Raw genomic sequence first — 14,370 nt, forward strand, 5'->3', positions numbered from 1 at the left:
GCAGCAACAAATAGTAAGACTTATAAAAGCACGTTGCCCTTATTCAAATCTAAATAAGTAAATTACAGCCTCGTCAGTAGTGCCAGTAAATTCTATGCAAAATTACCAAAACTATAAAGTTGATCTCTCCGACTGTGATAAAGAACCTATTCATATAATCGGACGGATACAACCCCATGGCTTTCTGTTTATTCTCAACAGCCAAACCCTGAAGGTAGAACAGGCGAGTGAGAATATCGGGGCTTTTTTAAAGGCTAACCTGACAGATGTTATCGGTAAGACACTTGCATCACTTACAACCTCTGACGAGTATGGAAAGCTGGAAGAGCAACTGCGGCAACTGGAGGGGGAGACGAGCACAAAGCTGATTCAGCTGCAGGGTACTATGTATTTCGGCCATCTGCATATGTGTGAAGGAAGCTTGGTGCTGGAGTGCGAGCCTTACGAGCGGCCACGGCAAGACCAGTTGCTTTTTGAACTGCTTGAAACGTACAGCAAGTACCTTAACAAGATGAACCGCAATGCGACTCTGGTAAAACTGTCTCAGCACACGGTGCAGTTTGTGCAGGAGATTACTGCCTATGACCACGTAATGCTTTACAAGTTTGATGAAGACTGGAACGGAGAAGTAATTGCCGAAGAAGTAAAGCCGGGACTTCATTCCTACCTGCACCACCATTTTCCAGCTTCGGATATCCCGGCGCAGGCCCGCGACCTGCTCCTCCAGAAGCCAATTCGACATATTGTTAACGTAGCGGCAACTGCAGTAAACATAAAACCCTACCTAAACCCGGCAACCGGAGTACCTTCCAATATTATCCGGTCTGAGTTACGGAACCCATCCGAAATACACCTGGAGTATCTTCAGAATATGGGTGGGGTGCAGGCCACACTCTCAGTATCCATTATTGTAGAGGGCAAACTTTGGGGCATTATATCCTGCCAGCATAAATCGCCTGCTTTCATGAATCACTGGAAGCGCCAGCTTTGCCTGAACATTGCGCAGGTTTTTGCCAATGTGGTGCTAGCGCACGAAGAGCAGAGGGATTTGCAGCAAATGGAGGAGTACAGGCTTAAAAAAGATGAGCTGCTGGCTAAAATGTTAAGCAGTAATAGTTTTCAGGATGGCTTGATAGAGCATAAGCAGTACCTGCTGGGGCTTACAGAAGCAACGGGCGTCGCGCTGCTGCTTGATGGCCAATACTACACCGCTGGCGATGCGCCAGATGAAAAAGCTTTAAAAGACCTTGCTGGCTGGCTATCTGATCATGTATCGAACGGCTTGCTTCATACCAGGCAGCTATCAACAGTTTATACGGGTGCTGCGGAATTAAAGAAGTATGCCAGTGGTTTACTGGCACTCGAAATATCCAAGTTTAATAAAGAGTACCTTTTATACTTTAAGCCTGAAATTTCCGAAACCCGTATCTGGGCTGGCAAACCAGAAAAACATATCCAGGAAAGTGCTACCTACATGCATCCCCGAAAATCTTTTGCCAAATGGGTGCAGGTGGTAAAAGAAAAATCACAGCCCTGGTCGTATAGCGAGATTGACATTGCGCAGAAGCTGGTAAAAGATCTGATAGCCGTTGTGCTTAAAAACCAGAAGGATAACTTACAGAAGCTGAATACCAAGCTGCGCCATACCGCCGAAATTTTGGAGGCGAAGAATCGCCGCTTAGAAGACTTCACCCATATTATTGCCCATAACCTGCGGTCTCCGTTAAGCAACATGGAGGGATTGGGTGACCTGTTTGCCGCAAGCCCGGACCTGGAAACTGCGCACGAAGTAATGCACATGATGCATAACGTGATCAGAAACATGGGGGCAACCCTTGTTGACCTGAACACCATACTTGAAAGCGAGTTAAAGCAGCAGCTACTTTACGAGGAAGTATGTTTGACAGGAATTGTGGAGAAGGAACTGCAGAACCTGCAAGCGGTTATACTTGAAACTGGCGCCAAAGTGGATATTGACCTGCAGGTGCAGAAACTGCAGGCGCCCAAAGTATACTTGGAAAGTATAGCGCACAACCTTATTTCCAATTCGCTGAAGTACCGCTCACCGGAAAGGCAGCCTCATATAACGATCAAATCCTGGGAGGAAAAGGGGGCTGCCTGCTTCTCAGTAACTGACAATGGCGTGGGTTTGGATTTGAAAAAGTATGGCCATAAAATGTTTAGCCTCTACAACACGTTTCACAATAATAAAGACGCTAAAGGCTTAGGTTTATACTTAACCAAAGTGCAGGCTGAGGCGCTTGGTGGCAGCATCAAGGTAGAAAGTTCACCCGGCTTGGGTTCAACTTTTACGGTGTGCCTGTAATCTTTAATTTATTCAAGAGGGGTTCTGAAATCATCCTCAATTAACTTACAATAAAATTTATGTTTATAGCATCCAGTACGTTTACCATTGCCAACGACATGGCGCCAGAGGTAAGAGAGGCTTTTATTAACCGGCCGCATTTAGTGGACAATGCCCCCGGCTTTATTAAAATGAATGTAATGGTGCCCCAGGATAACCTGAATGAGATATGGTTGTTGACTTATTGGGAGGATGAGGAAAGCTATAAAGTATGGTACAAGAACCACATGAAGGAATCGCATGGTGGCATTCCGAAAGGCTTGCAGCTGGTGCCCGGTAAAACCAAAGTTCGGTATTTTGAGCTGGTAGGGGAGTAAAGGCATAAAGTATAGCAACAACTTATACTTAGTGCAGTTCCTCTGCTGGCGCGAGCTTGCAGCTCGTGCTAACTACCTACCTAAAAGTGAATAAATGCTTCTGTTCATAAAGAATAAGTAATATGGTGGTTTACGTATAAATTTCAGTCAATCAGAAGGTTAAACTTGAATCTAGTTAAAAGCCCTAGGCCCTTTTGTTAAGTGGAAGAGCCTGAGGCTTTTGATTGGTATATAATCCGCAAACTAACTTTTTACGCGCCGCATACTTGTCACTTAAAGCGGTTATAACTTTTACTTGAGAAGCGTTCCGGCACAAATATCTGCTCCTCCAAAACCAAAGTAGAAGCCCGCTGTTAAAGAATTAATCCGCAACCGTAGCAGCAAGTATGAAGTATACTTGTAAATATGCTGCATGCATACTATTTTTGAAGCAAGCGGTTAAAGGAGATTGGCAGCTGGCTAATCATCCTCGTAATCCAGGCCCATCATTTTGTTGTAAGCCTGTTGCAGCTCTGAGAAAGCGTGAAGGTTGCCTTCCTGGCGGCTAATGCGCATTCCTTTCTTATAAGTTTGCTCTGCAACATCATTTTGGCCCAGCTCTTCGTATAGTTTGGCAGCGTGATAGTAGGTGCCAACGTAGTTTTCATGTTCGGCCAGCAGTTTTTCGTAATATTCCTGCGCTTTTTTCGGGTGTTCTTTACGATATTCTGTCGCGATGGCGTATAGTGTAAATGCGTCGTTCGGGTCGTCCTCCAGAAATTTGAAGAGCTGCTCTAATCTGCTTTCGTTCATTTCGAATTGGCTATATTTTAATTAACTTCGCACAAATCTAAATTTAAAAAGCTAACATTTCTAACCATGAAAATATTAGTTTGCATCAGTAACGTACCGGATACTACATCCAAGATAAACTTTACGGCTGATAACAAGGAATTTGACAAAAACGGTGTACAGTTCGTCATCAACCCGTGGGATGAGTACGCACTGACAAGAGCCATTGAGCTGAAAGAGGCCAAAGGCGGTACCGTAACAGTATTAAACGTAGGAGAGGCAGATGCCGAGCCTAATATCCGCAAGGCGCTGGCTATTGGAGCAGACGATGCTATCAGAGTGAACGCCAAGCCTGTAGATGCCTTCTTTGTGGCGCAGCAAATCGCAGCGGTTGCCAAAGAAAACAGCTATGATATGATCCTGATGGGCAAAGAGTCGATTGACTACAACGGCTCGCAGGTACATGGCATGGTAGGCGAACTGCTGGGTATACCGTCTGTAGTGCCAGCTTTTAAGCTGGATATGGTAGACGACACCACAGCCCGCCTAGAGCGCGAGATTGAGGGAGGTAAGGAAGTAGTGGAGGTGAAGCTGCCATTTGTGGCCAGCGCACAGCAGCCTATGTCTGAGCCACGTATCCCGAACATGCGCGGCATCATGACGGCCCGTACCAAGCCTTTGGCCGTGAAGGAGCCAACAGGCGCTGAGGCTAAAGCCGAATACGTAAACTACAGCAAGCCTGAGAAAAAAGGCGGGGTGAAGATGATTGACCCTGAGAACGCTGGAGAACTAATCACATTATTGAGAAACGAAGCTAAAGTACTATAACTATGTCTGTATTAGTATTTGTAGAAGGTCTTAACGGAGAGATCAAAAAGTCCTCGCTGGAGGCAGCATCTTATGGCGGCCAGGTTGCGCAGCAACTAGGCACTACAGCCACAGCCGTAGCTATCGGCGAGGTGCACGAAGACGCACTTGCCAGGTTAGGGGAGCAGGGCATCAGCAAAGTACTGTATGATGCGGACGACCGCCTGACGCAGTTTGTGGCCGATGCTTATGTAAAAGTAATCGCGAAAGCCGCGCAGCAGGAAAGCGCCAAAGTACTGGTGTTCTCTAACTCCAACATTGGAGCCGCTGTAGGAGCTAAGTTAGCCGTTCGCCTCAATGGCTCTTTGGCAACTAACGTAACATCGCTGCCTAAAACCGATGGAGGTTCTTTCACGGTTACACGCGGTGTGTTCTCAGGTAAAGCCTTTGCTGATGTAGCGCTTACCTCTGATGTGAAAATCATCGTTGTTAAGAAGAACTCTTACGAGGCTGCACACAATACAGGCAACACGGCCACTGTAGAGAACCTTTCAGCTGAACTGACAGATGCCGACTTTGCTGCCGCACCTAAAGAAACCGTGATGCAGGATACCGATGGCGGTGTGCTGTTGCCGGAGGCGGAGGTAGTAGTTTCTGGTGGCCGAGGCCTTAAAGGCCCGGAAAACTGGCATTTAGTGGAGGACCTGGCAAAGGCTCTTGGAGCCGCCACTGCCTGCTCTAAGCCGGTATCCGACATGGACTGGAGACCTCACCACGAGCACGTTGGCCAGACAGGTATCACGGTTAGCCCTAACCTGTACATTGCCATTGGTATTTCAGGCGCTATCCAGCACCTGGCCGGGGTTAACTCTTCTAAAGTGATTGTCGTTATTAATAAGGATCCTGAAGCGCCGTTCTTCAAAGCCGCTGATTATGGCATTGTTGGAGATGCATTTGAGATTGTTCCGAAATTAATTGAGGCTGCCAAAGCTTTAGACAAATAGACTTTAGAAGAAAGATACTGTGGATAAAATTCAGTTAGAGATACTCGGCCTTTCCTCTAGCCAGTCACAAACAGGGTCGTTTGCCCTGGTGCTGGGTGAGAGAGAAGGAAACAGAAGGCTGCCCATCATCATCGGGATGTTTGAGGCACAGTCTATTGCCATTCAGATTGAAAAGATAAACCCTAACCGCCCCCTCACGCACGACTTATTTAAGTCTTTTGCCGAGGAAATGGATGTACGCGTAACAGAGATCATGATCTCTGACCTGAAAGAAGGTGTTTTTTACTCTAAAATTGTGTGCACAAACGGCTCTAAAGAATTTGAGCTGGATGCCCGCCCTTCAGACGCAATCGCGATAGGTTTGCGCTTCGGGGTGCCGATTTACACGGTAGAGAGCGTACTTTCAGAGGCAGGAATTATTCTTAGCGACCTGGATGAGGAGGAAGAGGAAAATGACGAAATGGCTGTGAAAAGCAGCTCATCAGCAAGCAGCAGTTCTGGCACTACTAAAGAATCTTTGAACCAAACCTCTGTAGATGAGCTAAACAAGATGCTGAACGATGCCCTTGAGAAAGAGGACTACGAAAAGGCAGCTAAAATCCGAGATGAGCTGAATAAGCGAAACTGATTTACCTAAAGTATAAATTCGGAAGGTTCGGTGCCCTGTGGTGCCGAACCTTTTTGTTTTATAAGATAATCGGCTTAATTTTGGCCGATTTTGTCTTTCAACCAACATTAAATGTACGATATTCTTAGGGGTGCTGGCGGCCTGTTAGTATTAGTAGGCATAGCTGTTCTTTTTTCAAAAAACAGAAAAGCTATTGACTGGAGGCTGGTAGGTTTTGGGCTAGGGCTTCAGATTCTTTTTGGTGTACTTGTAACACAGGTGCCTATTGTAGCGGATGGTTTTGCTTTTGTAAGTAGGCTTTTTGTAAAACTGCTCAGCTTCTCGCAGTCAGGGGCCGAGTTTCTCTTCGGCAATTTGGCAAACCCATCTAATAACGGAGGGTTAGGGTTTATCTTCGCCTTCTCGGTATTGCCAACCATCATTTTCTTCTCCACTGTTTCGGCAGGGCTTTATTATTTAGGAGTACTTCAGAAGATTGTATTTGGCATAGCTTGGGTCATGTCTAAAGGCATGCGCATGTCTGGTGCTGAGAGTTTATCGGCGGCAGGCAACATATTTCTAGGGCAAACGGAGGCGCCGCTGCTGGTTCGCCCGTTCATCTCCCGCATGACTAAGTCTGAGTTGATGTGCTTGATGACGGGCGGTATGGCAACCCTAGCTGGCGGCGTGCTGGCGGCTTATGTAGCTTTTCTGGGTGGCGATGATCCTAACCAGCAGGCTATATTTGCGGCACACTTGCTTACAGCATCTATCATGAATGCGCCTGCCGGCATCGTTCTGGCAAAAATACTGGTTCCAGAAACCGAGCCGGAGAAGATTCACACCGAACTAGAGGTAAACGAGGAGCAGCTGGGCGTAAACCTGGTTGATGCGCTTAGCCGCGGAGCCGGAGATGGGTTGAAACTTGCTGCAAACGTGGGTGGTATGTTACTTGCCTTTATAGCAGTGATAGCCCTGTTAAACTATATACTTATAAAGCTAGGCAGCTTAACAGGCCTGAATGATTTTGTAATAGCCAGTACAAACGGGCAGTTCAACGGTTTCTCTTTCCAGTATATTCTAGGGCAGGTTTTCCGGATATTTGCTTTTATAATGGGTGTGCCGTGGCAGGATACGCTGCAGGTTGGTAGCTTGTTAGGTCAAAAAACGGCTGTAAATGAATTTGTGGCCTACCTTGATCTTGCCAATATGAAAGCAGCGGGATCTCTTGGACCTAAGGCGCTGGTGATGTCTACTTACGCACTAGCAGGTTTTTCTAATTTCAGTTCCATAGCGATTCAGATCGGGGGTATCGGTAGTATGGCTCCTAACCAGCAAGGAAACCTTTCTAAGATGGGATTTCTGGCGCTGCTTGGTGCATCACTCGCTTGTATGATGACGGCAACTATAGCTGGTATGCTGTATACCATCTAACTTGCTTTCCAAGTATAAAAAAAGGCGTCTCCTGCTCTTAAACGGCAGGAGACGCCTTTTTTTATACTTTAATGGGCTATTTAGCTAGCTTCATTTCTTTCTTCTTCCTCTTCTACTTTCTTAGCATCTCGCATCAGGCGGTTTGCGAAAATAAAGTCATTTAATTCCGGCACATTAGAGTCCAAAATGTTGTCGCTGGTGCCTTCCCATAATTTCTTCCCTTCGTACAGAAACATAATTTTGTCTCCGATCTCGATAACAGAGTTCATGTCGTGAGTTACTACTATGGTAGTGATGTTATACTCTTCCGTAATCTCTTTGATGAGCTTGTCGATCTTGAGCGCTGTAAGCGGGTCCAGGCCAGAGTTAGGCTCGTCGCAGAAGAGGTAGGTGCAGTTAGGCGCAATGGCGCGGGCAATACCTACACGTTTTTTCATGCCGCCGCTCAGCTCAGAAGGCATTTTTCTGTTAGACCCTTCCAAACCTACACGCTGCAGGCAAAAGTTTACACGGTCCATACGCTCATCCTTGTGCATGTCCGTCAGCATTTTCAACGGAAACTCCACGTTTTGCTCTACGGTCATAGAGTCGAAGAGGGCGGAACTTTGGAAAAGCATGCCTATTTTACGGCGTATTTCCTGCCTGATGTCCAGCTTGTTGTTGGTAAAATAAGTGCCGTCAAAGGTTACACTGCCAATGTCAGGTTTAATTAGCCCTACAATGCACTTCAGCAGCACGCTTTTGCCGGTGCCGCTGGCACCAAGCAGCAGGTTTGTCTTACCGGTCTCGAAGACACCGCTAATGCCATCCAGCACTTTTTTGCCGTTAAAGCTTTTGTGTATGTTATGTATTTCAATCATGTAAGGGTATTCAATACGGTAAAATAAAGTATGGGCGCACCTGCTAAAGCCTGTTTTACAAGGTGCTACAGCAGCAGCTGTGCGCAAACAAAGTCAGCGATTAGCACAGCTATAACGCTGTTGGTAACAGCTGAGGTACTGGCCGCACCTACTTCCAGGGCTCCTCCGGATGTATAATAACCTCTGAAAGAAGATATAGAAGAGATCAGGAACGAAAACACTACTGCCTTAATCAGCGCGAAAAGTATATTATAAGGAATAAAGTCGCTGCGGATGCCGGAGATGTACTCCTGAGCAGTGATTTCGCCGGTTACTGTGCCAGCTATATAGCCGCCGAAGATGCTCAGAAACATGGAGATGATAACCAGCAGCGGAAACACAAACAAGGCAGCCAAAATCTTAGGCAGCACCAGGTAAGAAGCCGAGTTGATGCCCATCACCTCCAGCGCATCCACCTGCTCGGTGATCTGCATGGTGCCCAACCCGCCCGCAATGCTGGAACCTACTTTGCCTGCCAGTACAATGGAGGTAATAGTGGGTGCAAGCTCCAGGATGGTCATTTCGCGTACCATGAAACCAATAGTGGACTTAGGAATTAAAGCGCTAACCAGATTATAGGAAACTTGTACGCTGGTTACAGCGCCTATAAACGTGGAAACGATGGCAACAATGAAGATTGAGTTGATTCCGATTAGTATCGCCTCATCTATAGTGCGGTTAAACAAGATTCTGGGCGATTCTCCTCGGGAGAAGAGGCTCTTCATGAAAAGGAGGTACTTTCCGAAATTCTGCAACATTTTGCGTTACTCAGGGTTTGAAAACAGGGTAAAATCAGCGTTCTTAAGCAAAAATACTGTTAAATACCTATATTACGGATAAAATTAGAAAACATACATAACAGACTAGACCATGCAGCGATATATTTTGGTAACAGGAGGAACAAAAGGAATCGGGAGAGCCATTATTGAGCAGTTCGCCAAAGAAGGTTTTCATATTATTACCTGTTCCAGAAACGAAAAAGATCTGCAAAAGTTAAAGCTGGACATCGAGCAGAATTATACTTTCTCCAAAGTCTTTTACCACGAAGCCGATTTAAGCGACCGTACATCCCTGAAGCGATTTGCTAACTATGTGCAGGGCCTGAATGTGCAGGTGGATGTGCTGGTAAATAACAGCGGCCTGTTTATACCTGGTAAAATCACAGAGGAAGAAGAAGAGGCACTGCCTTTCATGATCAACACCAACCTGTACAGCGCTTATTATATGACCCGCGCCTTCGTGCATGATATGGTTGCGCGCCGCGCTGGCCATATCTTTAACATGTGCTCCACAGCAAGTATAACGGCTTACACAAACGGAGGCTCTTACTGCATTTCTAAGTTTGCTATGTATGGCATGAGCAAAGTGCTGCGCGAGGAGCTGAAAGAACACAATGTGCGGGTTACGGCCATACTTCCGGGGGCTACGCTGACTGCAAGCTGGGAAGGGGTGGACCTGCCGCCAGAGCGATTTGTGAAAGCAGAAGATGTGGCCATGGCCGTTTGGGGAGCTTACACGTTATCAGAGAATAGTGTGGTGGAAGAACTACTGATCAGGCCGCAGCTAGGAGACCTTTAAGTTAGAGAGTTTAAGAGTTTAAAACAACGGTAAATGCGCTGTTTTTGGCTTTCATCTTGCTAAATGGCCGTTCTGGTATAGGGGATCTTGTGCTGGTATGTCTGCTTTAGATTATACTTCCCTTGTTATTGCTGGTAACTGCTTTTGAGTATAATGCTTATCAGTAACAGGATCAGAAGCCGTAAATAAATAATTACTTGTTCATCATTAACCTGTAGAACTATGGATTTAAAAGGAAAAGTAGCAGTGGTAACCGGAGTAAGCAAAGGAATTGGCCTGGCTGCCGTAAAACTACTGCTGGAAAAAGGTGCCATTGTAGCGGGCTGGGGCCGAACTGCACCAGACCTGGAGCACGATAATTTTCATCATTTTGAGTGTGATGTGCGGCACAGCGAGTCTGTCCAAGCTGCTTTTGACCAAACCATAGCTCGTTTAGGCACGCATGTGCAGGTGCTGGTAAATAATGCCGGACTCGGTATTGCGGGCTTCTTAGAAGACATGAGCCTGGATGACTGGCACACCATGTTCAACACCAATGTGAACGGTATTTTTTACTGCACGCGCTTGGTGCTGCCTGGCATGAAGGAGCTGGAAGAAGGGCATATCATCAACATTTCTTCTATCGCCGGCACTACGGGCATTGAGCAAATGTCAGGCTACTGTGGCACCAAGCATGCAGTAAGAGGCATTTCCCATTCGCTATACAAAGAAGTGCGCGAGTATGGAATTAAAGTGACCTGCATTTACCCTGGATCGGTGCAAACCAACTTTTTTGATAACATCGAGAGCGTAACGGTGAACGAAAATATGATGCGGCCGGAAGACATTGCCTCTACCATTTTACATGCGCTGGAGTCGCACCCCAATTACCACCACATCGACATAGAAGTTCGACCGCTGATGCCAAAAGGGAAGCGTCAGAAATAAAGTATAAGTATGGCAAGGCTTTTGTAACTTTGGATCAGAATCTAAGGGTTTGAGTATGTTTGTAGTGTAGTGCGTGTGCTAGATAGCGCTAAGGCTAACTGTAAAAACCTTTCTGAACCTGAAGATATCGCTTCGTTTAAAAATTATCTAAACTACTTAGATTAAGAACATTGTCTGTCGAAGTAAAGAACCTTTCTAAAGTTTATGGGGCGCAGCATGCCGTAAATGACATCTCGTTTACAGTGGAGCAAGGGCAGATTTTGGGTTTTCTGGGCCCGAACGGTGCCGGTAAATCCACTACCATGAAAATTGCCACCTGCTATTTGCCCCCATCCGCCGGAACAGTGAAAGTAGCAGGATACGATGTGGTGCAGGACCCAATAGCTGTGCGCCGCCATGTTGGTTACCTGCCAGAGCACAACCCCCTATATCTTGATATGTATGTGCACGAGTATCTGCAGTTTGTAGCCTCGGTGTATGGCCTTAAGGGGAAATACGGCAAAGCAAGAGTGCAGGAGATGGTGGAGCTTTGCGGACTCACGCTGGAGCAAGGCAAAAAGATAGGGGCTTTATCTAAAGGCTACCGACAAAGAGTAGGGCTGGCCCAGGCGCTGGTGCACGACCCTCAGGTATTGATTCTGGATGAGCCCACTACCGGACTGGATCCAAATCAGATAGTAGAAATTAGATCGCTGATCAAGCAAATAGGGCAGAACAAAACCGTTATCTTTTCTACACACATCATGCAGGAAGTAACTGCCATCTGCGATCGTGTGGTGATTATAAACCGTGGCAAACTGGTGGCTGACAGTGATGTGGCTAGCCTGCAAACAAGCGGCAGAAACGAGAAAGTGACGCTGGTGGAGTTTGAGGCAGCGGTAGAGGCGGAGGCACTGCAAAGTATAGCCGGTGTCCTGCGCGTGGAAATAGCTCAAAACCATACGTACCGCATCACCTCCAGCAAAGAGGCTGACGTTCGCTCCAATGTTTTCCGGATCGCTGCTGAGCGTAATTGGCCGCTGGTGGGGCTAAAGCAGGAAGAGAGCTCCCTGGAGCAAGTTTTTCAGCAGCTTACGCAGGAGAATTAAGCGCAAAAACACAGACAACCTTTACAGTCCATTCAATACTCAGCATTCATAGTTCGAAAAGATTCATGCTAGCAATCTTAAAAAAAGAATTTAATGGCTTCCTGAACTCGCTCATCGCCTACATCGTGATAGCGGTTTTTCTGGTGGCCATCGGTATGTTTATGTGGGTGTTTCCGGAGAGCAGCGTGCTGGAGTATGGCTTCGCCGACATGCAGACGCTCTTCAACATGGCACCTTGGGTTTTCCTGTTCCTGATTCCGGCCATTACCATGCGTACCTTTGCCGAGGAAAAGCGTGAAGGAACCATTGAGCTGCTGCTTACAAAACCCATTACCGACTTGCAACTTATACTTGGCAAGTACTTCGCTGCGCTGCTGCTGGCCCTGGTTGCGCTGCTGCCCACGCTACTCTACTATTACTCTGTATACGAATTAGGTAACCCACAAGGAAATGTTGACTCAGCCGCTGTGGTTGGCTCATACTTAGGACTCGTTTTTCTGGCCGGTGTTTTTGCAGCTATCGGCGTGTTTGCCTCGGCCATTTCCGATAACCAGATCATCTCGTTTGTAATTGCCGTCTTTCTATGCTTTATCATTTACACCGGTTTTGATTCGATTGCCTCTATACCTATGTGGGGCGGTTCTAGCTATTTTATCAGTCAGCTGGGCATTTCGTACCACTACACCGCCATCAGTAAAGGATTGGTCGATTCGCGCGATGTATTATACTTTCTGAGTGTGATCGCCATTATGATCTTAGTCACTAAACTTGTGTTGAGGAGCAGAAAATGGTAACGGAGCAAAACAAGAGCAAACGCGGCAGCGATGTGATGGTGTTTCTGGCCTCCGTGGCAGGCATCATACTTTTAAACATACTTGCAGCCAACTATTTTTTCCGCCTCGACCTGACGGAAGATAAACGGTATACCATCGCGCCGGTAACCAAGCAGATGCTGGGAAATCTGGAGCAGGAGGTTGTGGTGGATGTATACCTAGAGGGCGATTTTCCGGCAGGCTTTAAGCGCTTGCAGCAGTCGGTGCGGGAGACGCTGGATGAGTTTCGGATATATGCCGGCGGCAACCTTCGCTATAACTTTATTGACCCAACAGAGATAACCGACGAGCAGCAGCGAAACGAGTTTTATACTTCGCTGGCGCAGAAGGGCATTATGCCAACCAACCTGCGCGCCACGGAAGAGGGCAAGCAGGTGGAGCGCCTGGTTTTTCCGGGGGCAGTGATAAAGTATAACGGCAAAGAAACAGCTGTAAATCTGCTTAAAGGCAATTTGGCAGCCTCGCCGGATGAGCGCCTGAACCAATCAGTGGAAGGAGTGGAATATGAAATGGCCACGGCTATCCGGAAGCTGGCATTTCAGGGGAACAAGATTATCGGCTACATTACCGGGCAAGGTGAGCTGGAGCAAGAGCAGGTAACTGATTTACTGGGCTCTCTGCAGGAATATTACCGCGTAGCCCGTGGCGAGTTAGACCAAATTCCGTCATTGGATGGGCTCGATCTCATCATCATAGCCAAACCCACACAGCCTTACAGCGAAGCCGACAAGTATAAAATTGATCAGTTTATCATGAAAGGCGGAAAAGCAGTCTTCTTCGTCGATCCGATAAACGCCAACATGGACAGTGTTGGGGCAGGGGGCACTTTTGCCATGCCGTACAACCTGAACCTCGACGACCTGCTGTTCCGCTACGGTGTGCGCCTCAATCCAAACCTGATCATGGACTTGAACTCAGGGTTTATACCTTTGGTAACAGGCTATCTGGGCGATAAGCCGCAGACAGAGATGGTGAATTGGCGCTTTTACCCGTTGCTGAACAATTTTAGCAAACACCCTGCTACCCGTAACCTGGATGCCGTTTATTCCAAGTTTGTAAGCACCATGGATACCGTTAAAGCAGAGGGAATCCGTAAAGCACCGCTGGTTTATACTTCTGCCTACTCCCGCATAATGGAGGCTCCGGTGCCGCTCACCCTCGAGGAAACACGCATGGAAGTAAACCCTGCGCAGTACCAGGCGGGGCAACAACCGGTCGGGTACATACTGGAGGGCAAGTTTACATCTTTGTTCCGTAACCGAAACGCGCCAGCAGGTGTACAGCAAACACACGTGCAGGAGCAGGGAGTTGAAAGCAAGATTGCTGTTTTCTCAGACGGAGACCTGGTTCGCAACGATGTAAACCCACGCACAGGGCAGGCCTACGAATTAGGTTTTGACAGGTATAACAACATGACCTTTGCCAATAAGGAGCTTGCCATGAACACCGTGCATTACCTGTTGGATGCGGAGGGGCTGATTAATGTCCGCAGCAAGGAGATTGCCTTGCGCCCGCTGGATAAAGTGCGGGTGCGCGAAGAGAAAACCTATTGGCAGTTGCTGAACCTGGTGGCCCCGATTATGCTGTTGGGCTTATTTGGCGTGGCTCGATATTATTTGCGCAAGCGCAAGTATGAGCGCTTTTGAAATTATCTGCTTATAACACAGTCTGCAGCAAAAAACGAGTACCAAAAGGCTTAGGAGAAAAACGAAATATTTTTAACTTTGCCTAAATAACATT

Annotated in this window: 14 protein-coding genes; 11 read left to right on the forward strand and 3 right to left on the reverse strand. The window is 47.1% G+C overall.

The window, feature by feature from the left end; genetic code table 11:
• The first annotated feature begins 94 nt into the window (after positions 1-94).
• Together Q1B04_RS13420 and Q1B04_RS13425 are read left to right on the forward strand one after the other, a co-directional pair.
• Positions 95-2,326 carry an ATP-binding protein gene (locus tag Q1B04_RS13420; protein ID WP_299759557.1) on the forward strand — a complete coding sequence of 744 codons (2,232 nt, stop codon included), beginning with the start codon at positions 95-97 and terminating at the stop codon, positions 2,324-2,326.
• Positions 2,327-2,385: 59 nt separating this feature from the next.
• Entirely contained in the window at positions 2,386-2,682 is a 297-nt protein-coding gene (locus Q1B04_RS13425) for an antibiotic biosynthesis monooxygenase (protein WP_299759559.1), read from the forward strand.
• Positions 2,683-3,141: 459 nt separating this feature from the next.
• Here the strand turns inward: Q1B04_RS13425 and Q1B04_RS13430 are convergent, their stop codons facing one another.
• Entirely contained in the window at positions 3,142-3,474 is a 333-nt protein-coding gene (locus tag Q1B04_RS13430) for a tetratricopeptide repeat protein (protein ID WP_299759561.1), read from the reverse strand.
• Between the two features lie 66 nt (positions 3,475-3,540).
• Here Q1B04_RS13430 and Q1B04_RS13435 point away from each other — a divergent pair, with 66 nt between their 5' ends.
• From Q1B04_RS13435 to Q1B04_RS13450, 4 genes are all read left to right on the forward strand, one after another.
• Positions 3,541-4,281 carry an electron transfer flavoprotein subunit beta/FixA family protein gene (locus Q1B04_RS13435; protein ID WP_299759563.1) on the forward strand — a complete coding sequence of 247 codons (741 nt, stop codon included), beginning with the start codon at positions 3,541-3,543 and terminating at the stop codon, positions 4,279-4,281.
• Positions 4,282-4,283: 2 nt separating this feature from the next.
• Complete coding sequence (locus Q1B04_RS13440; protein WP_299759565.1) at positions 4,284-5,264, forward strand: electron transfer flavoprotein subunit alpha/FixB family protein; 981 nt, start codon at positions 4,284-4,286, stop codon at positions 5,262-5,264.
• 19 nt (positions 5,265-5,283) lie between these two features.
• Positions 5,284-5,892: a bifunctional nuclease family protein gene (locus tag Q1B04_RS13445; RefSeq protein WP_299759567.1), complete on the forward strand. Its 609-nt coding sequence runs from the start codon at positions 5,284-5,286 to the stop codon at positions 5,890-5,892.
• A gap of 111 nt (positions 5,893-6,003) precedes the next feature.
• Positions 6,004-7,305 (forward strand): nucleoside transporter C-terminal domain-containing protein, encoded by a 1,302-nt coding sequence (locus Q1B04_RS13450; RefSeq protein ID WP_299759569.1) that lies wholly within the window; start codon positions 6,004-6,006, stop codon positions 7,303-7,305.
• 80 nt (positions 7,306-7,385) lie between these two features.
• Here Q1B04_RS13450 and Q1B04_RS13455 read toward each other — a convergent pair whose 3' ends face one another.
• Positions 7,386-8,165: an ATP-binding cassette domain-containing protein gene (locus Q1B04_RS13455; RefSeq protein WP_299759571.1), complete on the reverse strand. Its 780-nt coding sequence runs from the start codon at positions 8,163-8,165 to the stop codon at positions 7,386-7,388.
• A 65-nt stretch (positions 8,166-8,230) separates the two neighbouring features.
• Entirely contained in the window at positions 8,231-8,962 is a 732-nt protein-coding gene (locus Q1B04_RS13460) for an ABC transporter permease (protein WP_299759573.1), read from the reverse strand.
• A gap of 112 nt (positions 8,963-9,074) precedes the next feature.
• On the opposite strand from Q1B04_RS13460, the gene Q1B04_RS13465 reads away from it, so the two are divergent.
• The 5 genes from Q1B04_RS13465 to gldG all read left to right on the forward strand — a co-directional run bounded on the left by Q1B04_RS13465 (position 9,075) and on the right by gldG (position 14,276).
• Positions 9,075-9,782 (forward strand): SDR family oxidoreductase, encoded by a 708-nt coding sequence (locus Q1B04_RS13465; RefSeq protein ID WP_299759575.1) that lies wholly within the window; start codon positions 9,075-9,077, stop codon positions 9,780-9,782.
• Between the two features lie 222 nt (positions 9,783-10,004).
• Positions 10,005-10,709, forward strand: coding sequence for an SDR family oxidoreductase (locus Q1B04_RS13470; RefSeq protein WP_299759577.1), 705 nt, complete (start codon positions 10,005-10,007; stop codon positions 10,707-10,709).
• 170 nt (positions 10,710-10,879) lie between these two features.
• Positions 10,880-11,797 (forward strand): gliding motility-associated ABC transporter ATP-binding subunit GldA, encoded by a 918-nt coding sequence (gene gldA / locus Q1B04_RS13475; protein WP_299759579.1) that lies wholly within the window; start codon positions 10,880-10,882, stop codon positions 11,795-11,797.
• A gap of 65 nt (positions 11,798-11,862) precedes the next feature.
• Entirely contained in the window at positions 11,863-12,591 is a 729-nt protein-coding gene (gene gldF / locus Q1B04_RS13480; RefSeq protein ID WP_299759581.1) for a gliding motility-associated ABC transporter permease subunit GldF, read from the forward strand.
• Positions 12,585-14,276, forward strand: coding sequence for a gliding motility-associated ABC transporter substrate-binding protein GldG (gene gldG, locus Q1B04_RS13485; RefSeq protein WP_299759583.1), 1,692 nt, complete (start codon positions 12,585-12,587; stop codon positions 14,274-14,276). The genes gldF and gldG overlap by 7 nt, the downstream gene beginning before the upstream one ends.
• Positions 14,277-14,370: the final 94 nt, after the last annotated feature.

Origin of the sequence: uncultured Pontibacter sp. (assembly GCF_947495565.1) — a bacterium.
In the GTDB taxonomy this organism is placed as follows: Bacteria; Bacteroidota; Bacteroidia; order Cytophagales; family Hymenobacteraceae; genus Pontibacter.

What these genes read in the sequence shown, in the direction of transcription:
- Q1B04_RS13420 (WP_299759557.1), top strand. Translation starts at nt 95, where the DNA reads ATGCAAAATTACCAAAACTATAAAGTTGATCTCTCCGACTGTGATAAA.
- Q1B04_RS13425 (WP_299759559.1), top strand. Translation starts at nt 2,386, where the DNA reads ATGTTTATAGCATCCAGTACGTTTACCATTGCCAACGACATGGCGCCA.
- Q1B04_RS13430 (WP_299759561.1), bottom strand. Translation starts at nt 3,474, where the DNA reads ATGAACGAAAGCAGATTAGAGCAGCTCTTCAAATTTCTGGAGGACGAC.
- Q1B04_RS13435 (WP_299759563.1), top strand. Translation starts at nt 3,541, where the DNA reads ATGAAAATATTAGTTTGCATCAGTAACGTACCGGATACTACATCCAAG.
- Q1B04_RS13440 (WP_299759565.1), top strand. Translation starts at nt 4,284, where the DNA reads ATGTCTGTATTAGTATTTGTAGAAGGTCTTAACGGAGAGATCAAAAAG.
- Q1B04_RS13450 (WP_299759569.1), top strand. Translation starts at nt 6,004, where the DNA reads ATGTACGATATTCTTAGGGGTGCTGGCGGCCTGTTAGTATTAGTAGGC.
- Q1B04_RS13455 (WP_299759571.1), bottom strand. Translation starts at nt 8,165, where the DNA reads ATGATTGAAATACATAACATACACAAAAGCTTTAACGGCAAAAAAGTG.
- Q1B04_RS13460 (WP_299759573.1), bottom strand. Translation starts at nt 8,962, where the DNA reads ATGTTGCAGAATTTCGGAAAGTACCTCCTTTTCATGAAGAGCCTCTTC.
- Q1B04_RS13465 (WP_299759575.1), top strand. Translation starts at nt 9,075, where the DNA reads ATGCAGCGATATATTTTGGTAACAGGAGGAACAAAAGGAATCGGGAGA.
- Q1B04_RS13470 (WP_299759577.1), top strand. Translation starts at nt 10,005, where the DNA reads ATGGATTTAAAAGGAAAAGTAGCAGTGGTAACCGGAGTAAGCAAAGGA.
- gldF (WP_299759581.1), top strand. Translation starts at nt 11,863, where the DNA reads ATGCTAGCAATCTTAAAAAAAGAATTTAATGGCTTCCTGAACTCGCTC.
- gldG (WP_299759583.1), top strand. Translation starts at nt 12,585, where the DNA reads ATGGTAACGGAGCAAAACAAGAGCAAACGCGGCAGCGATGTGATGGTG.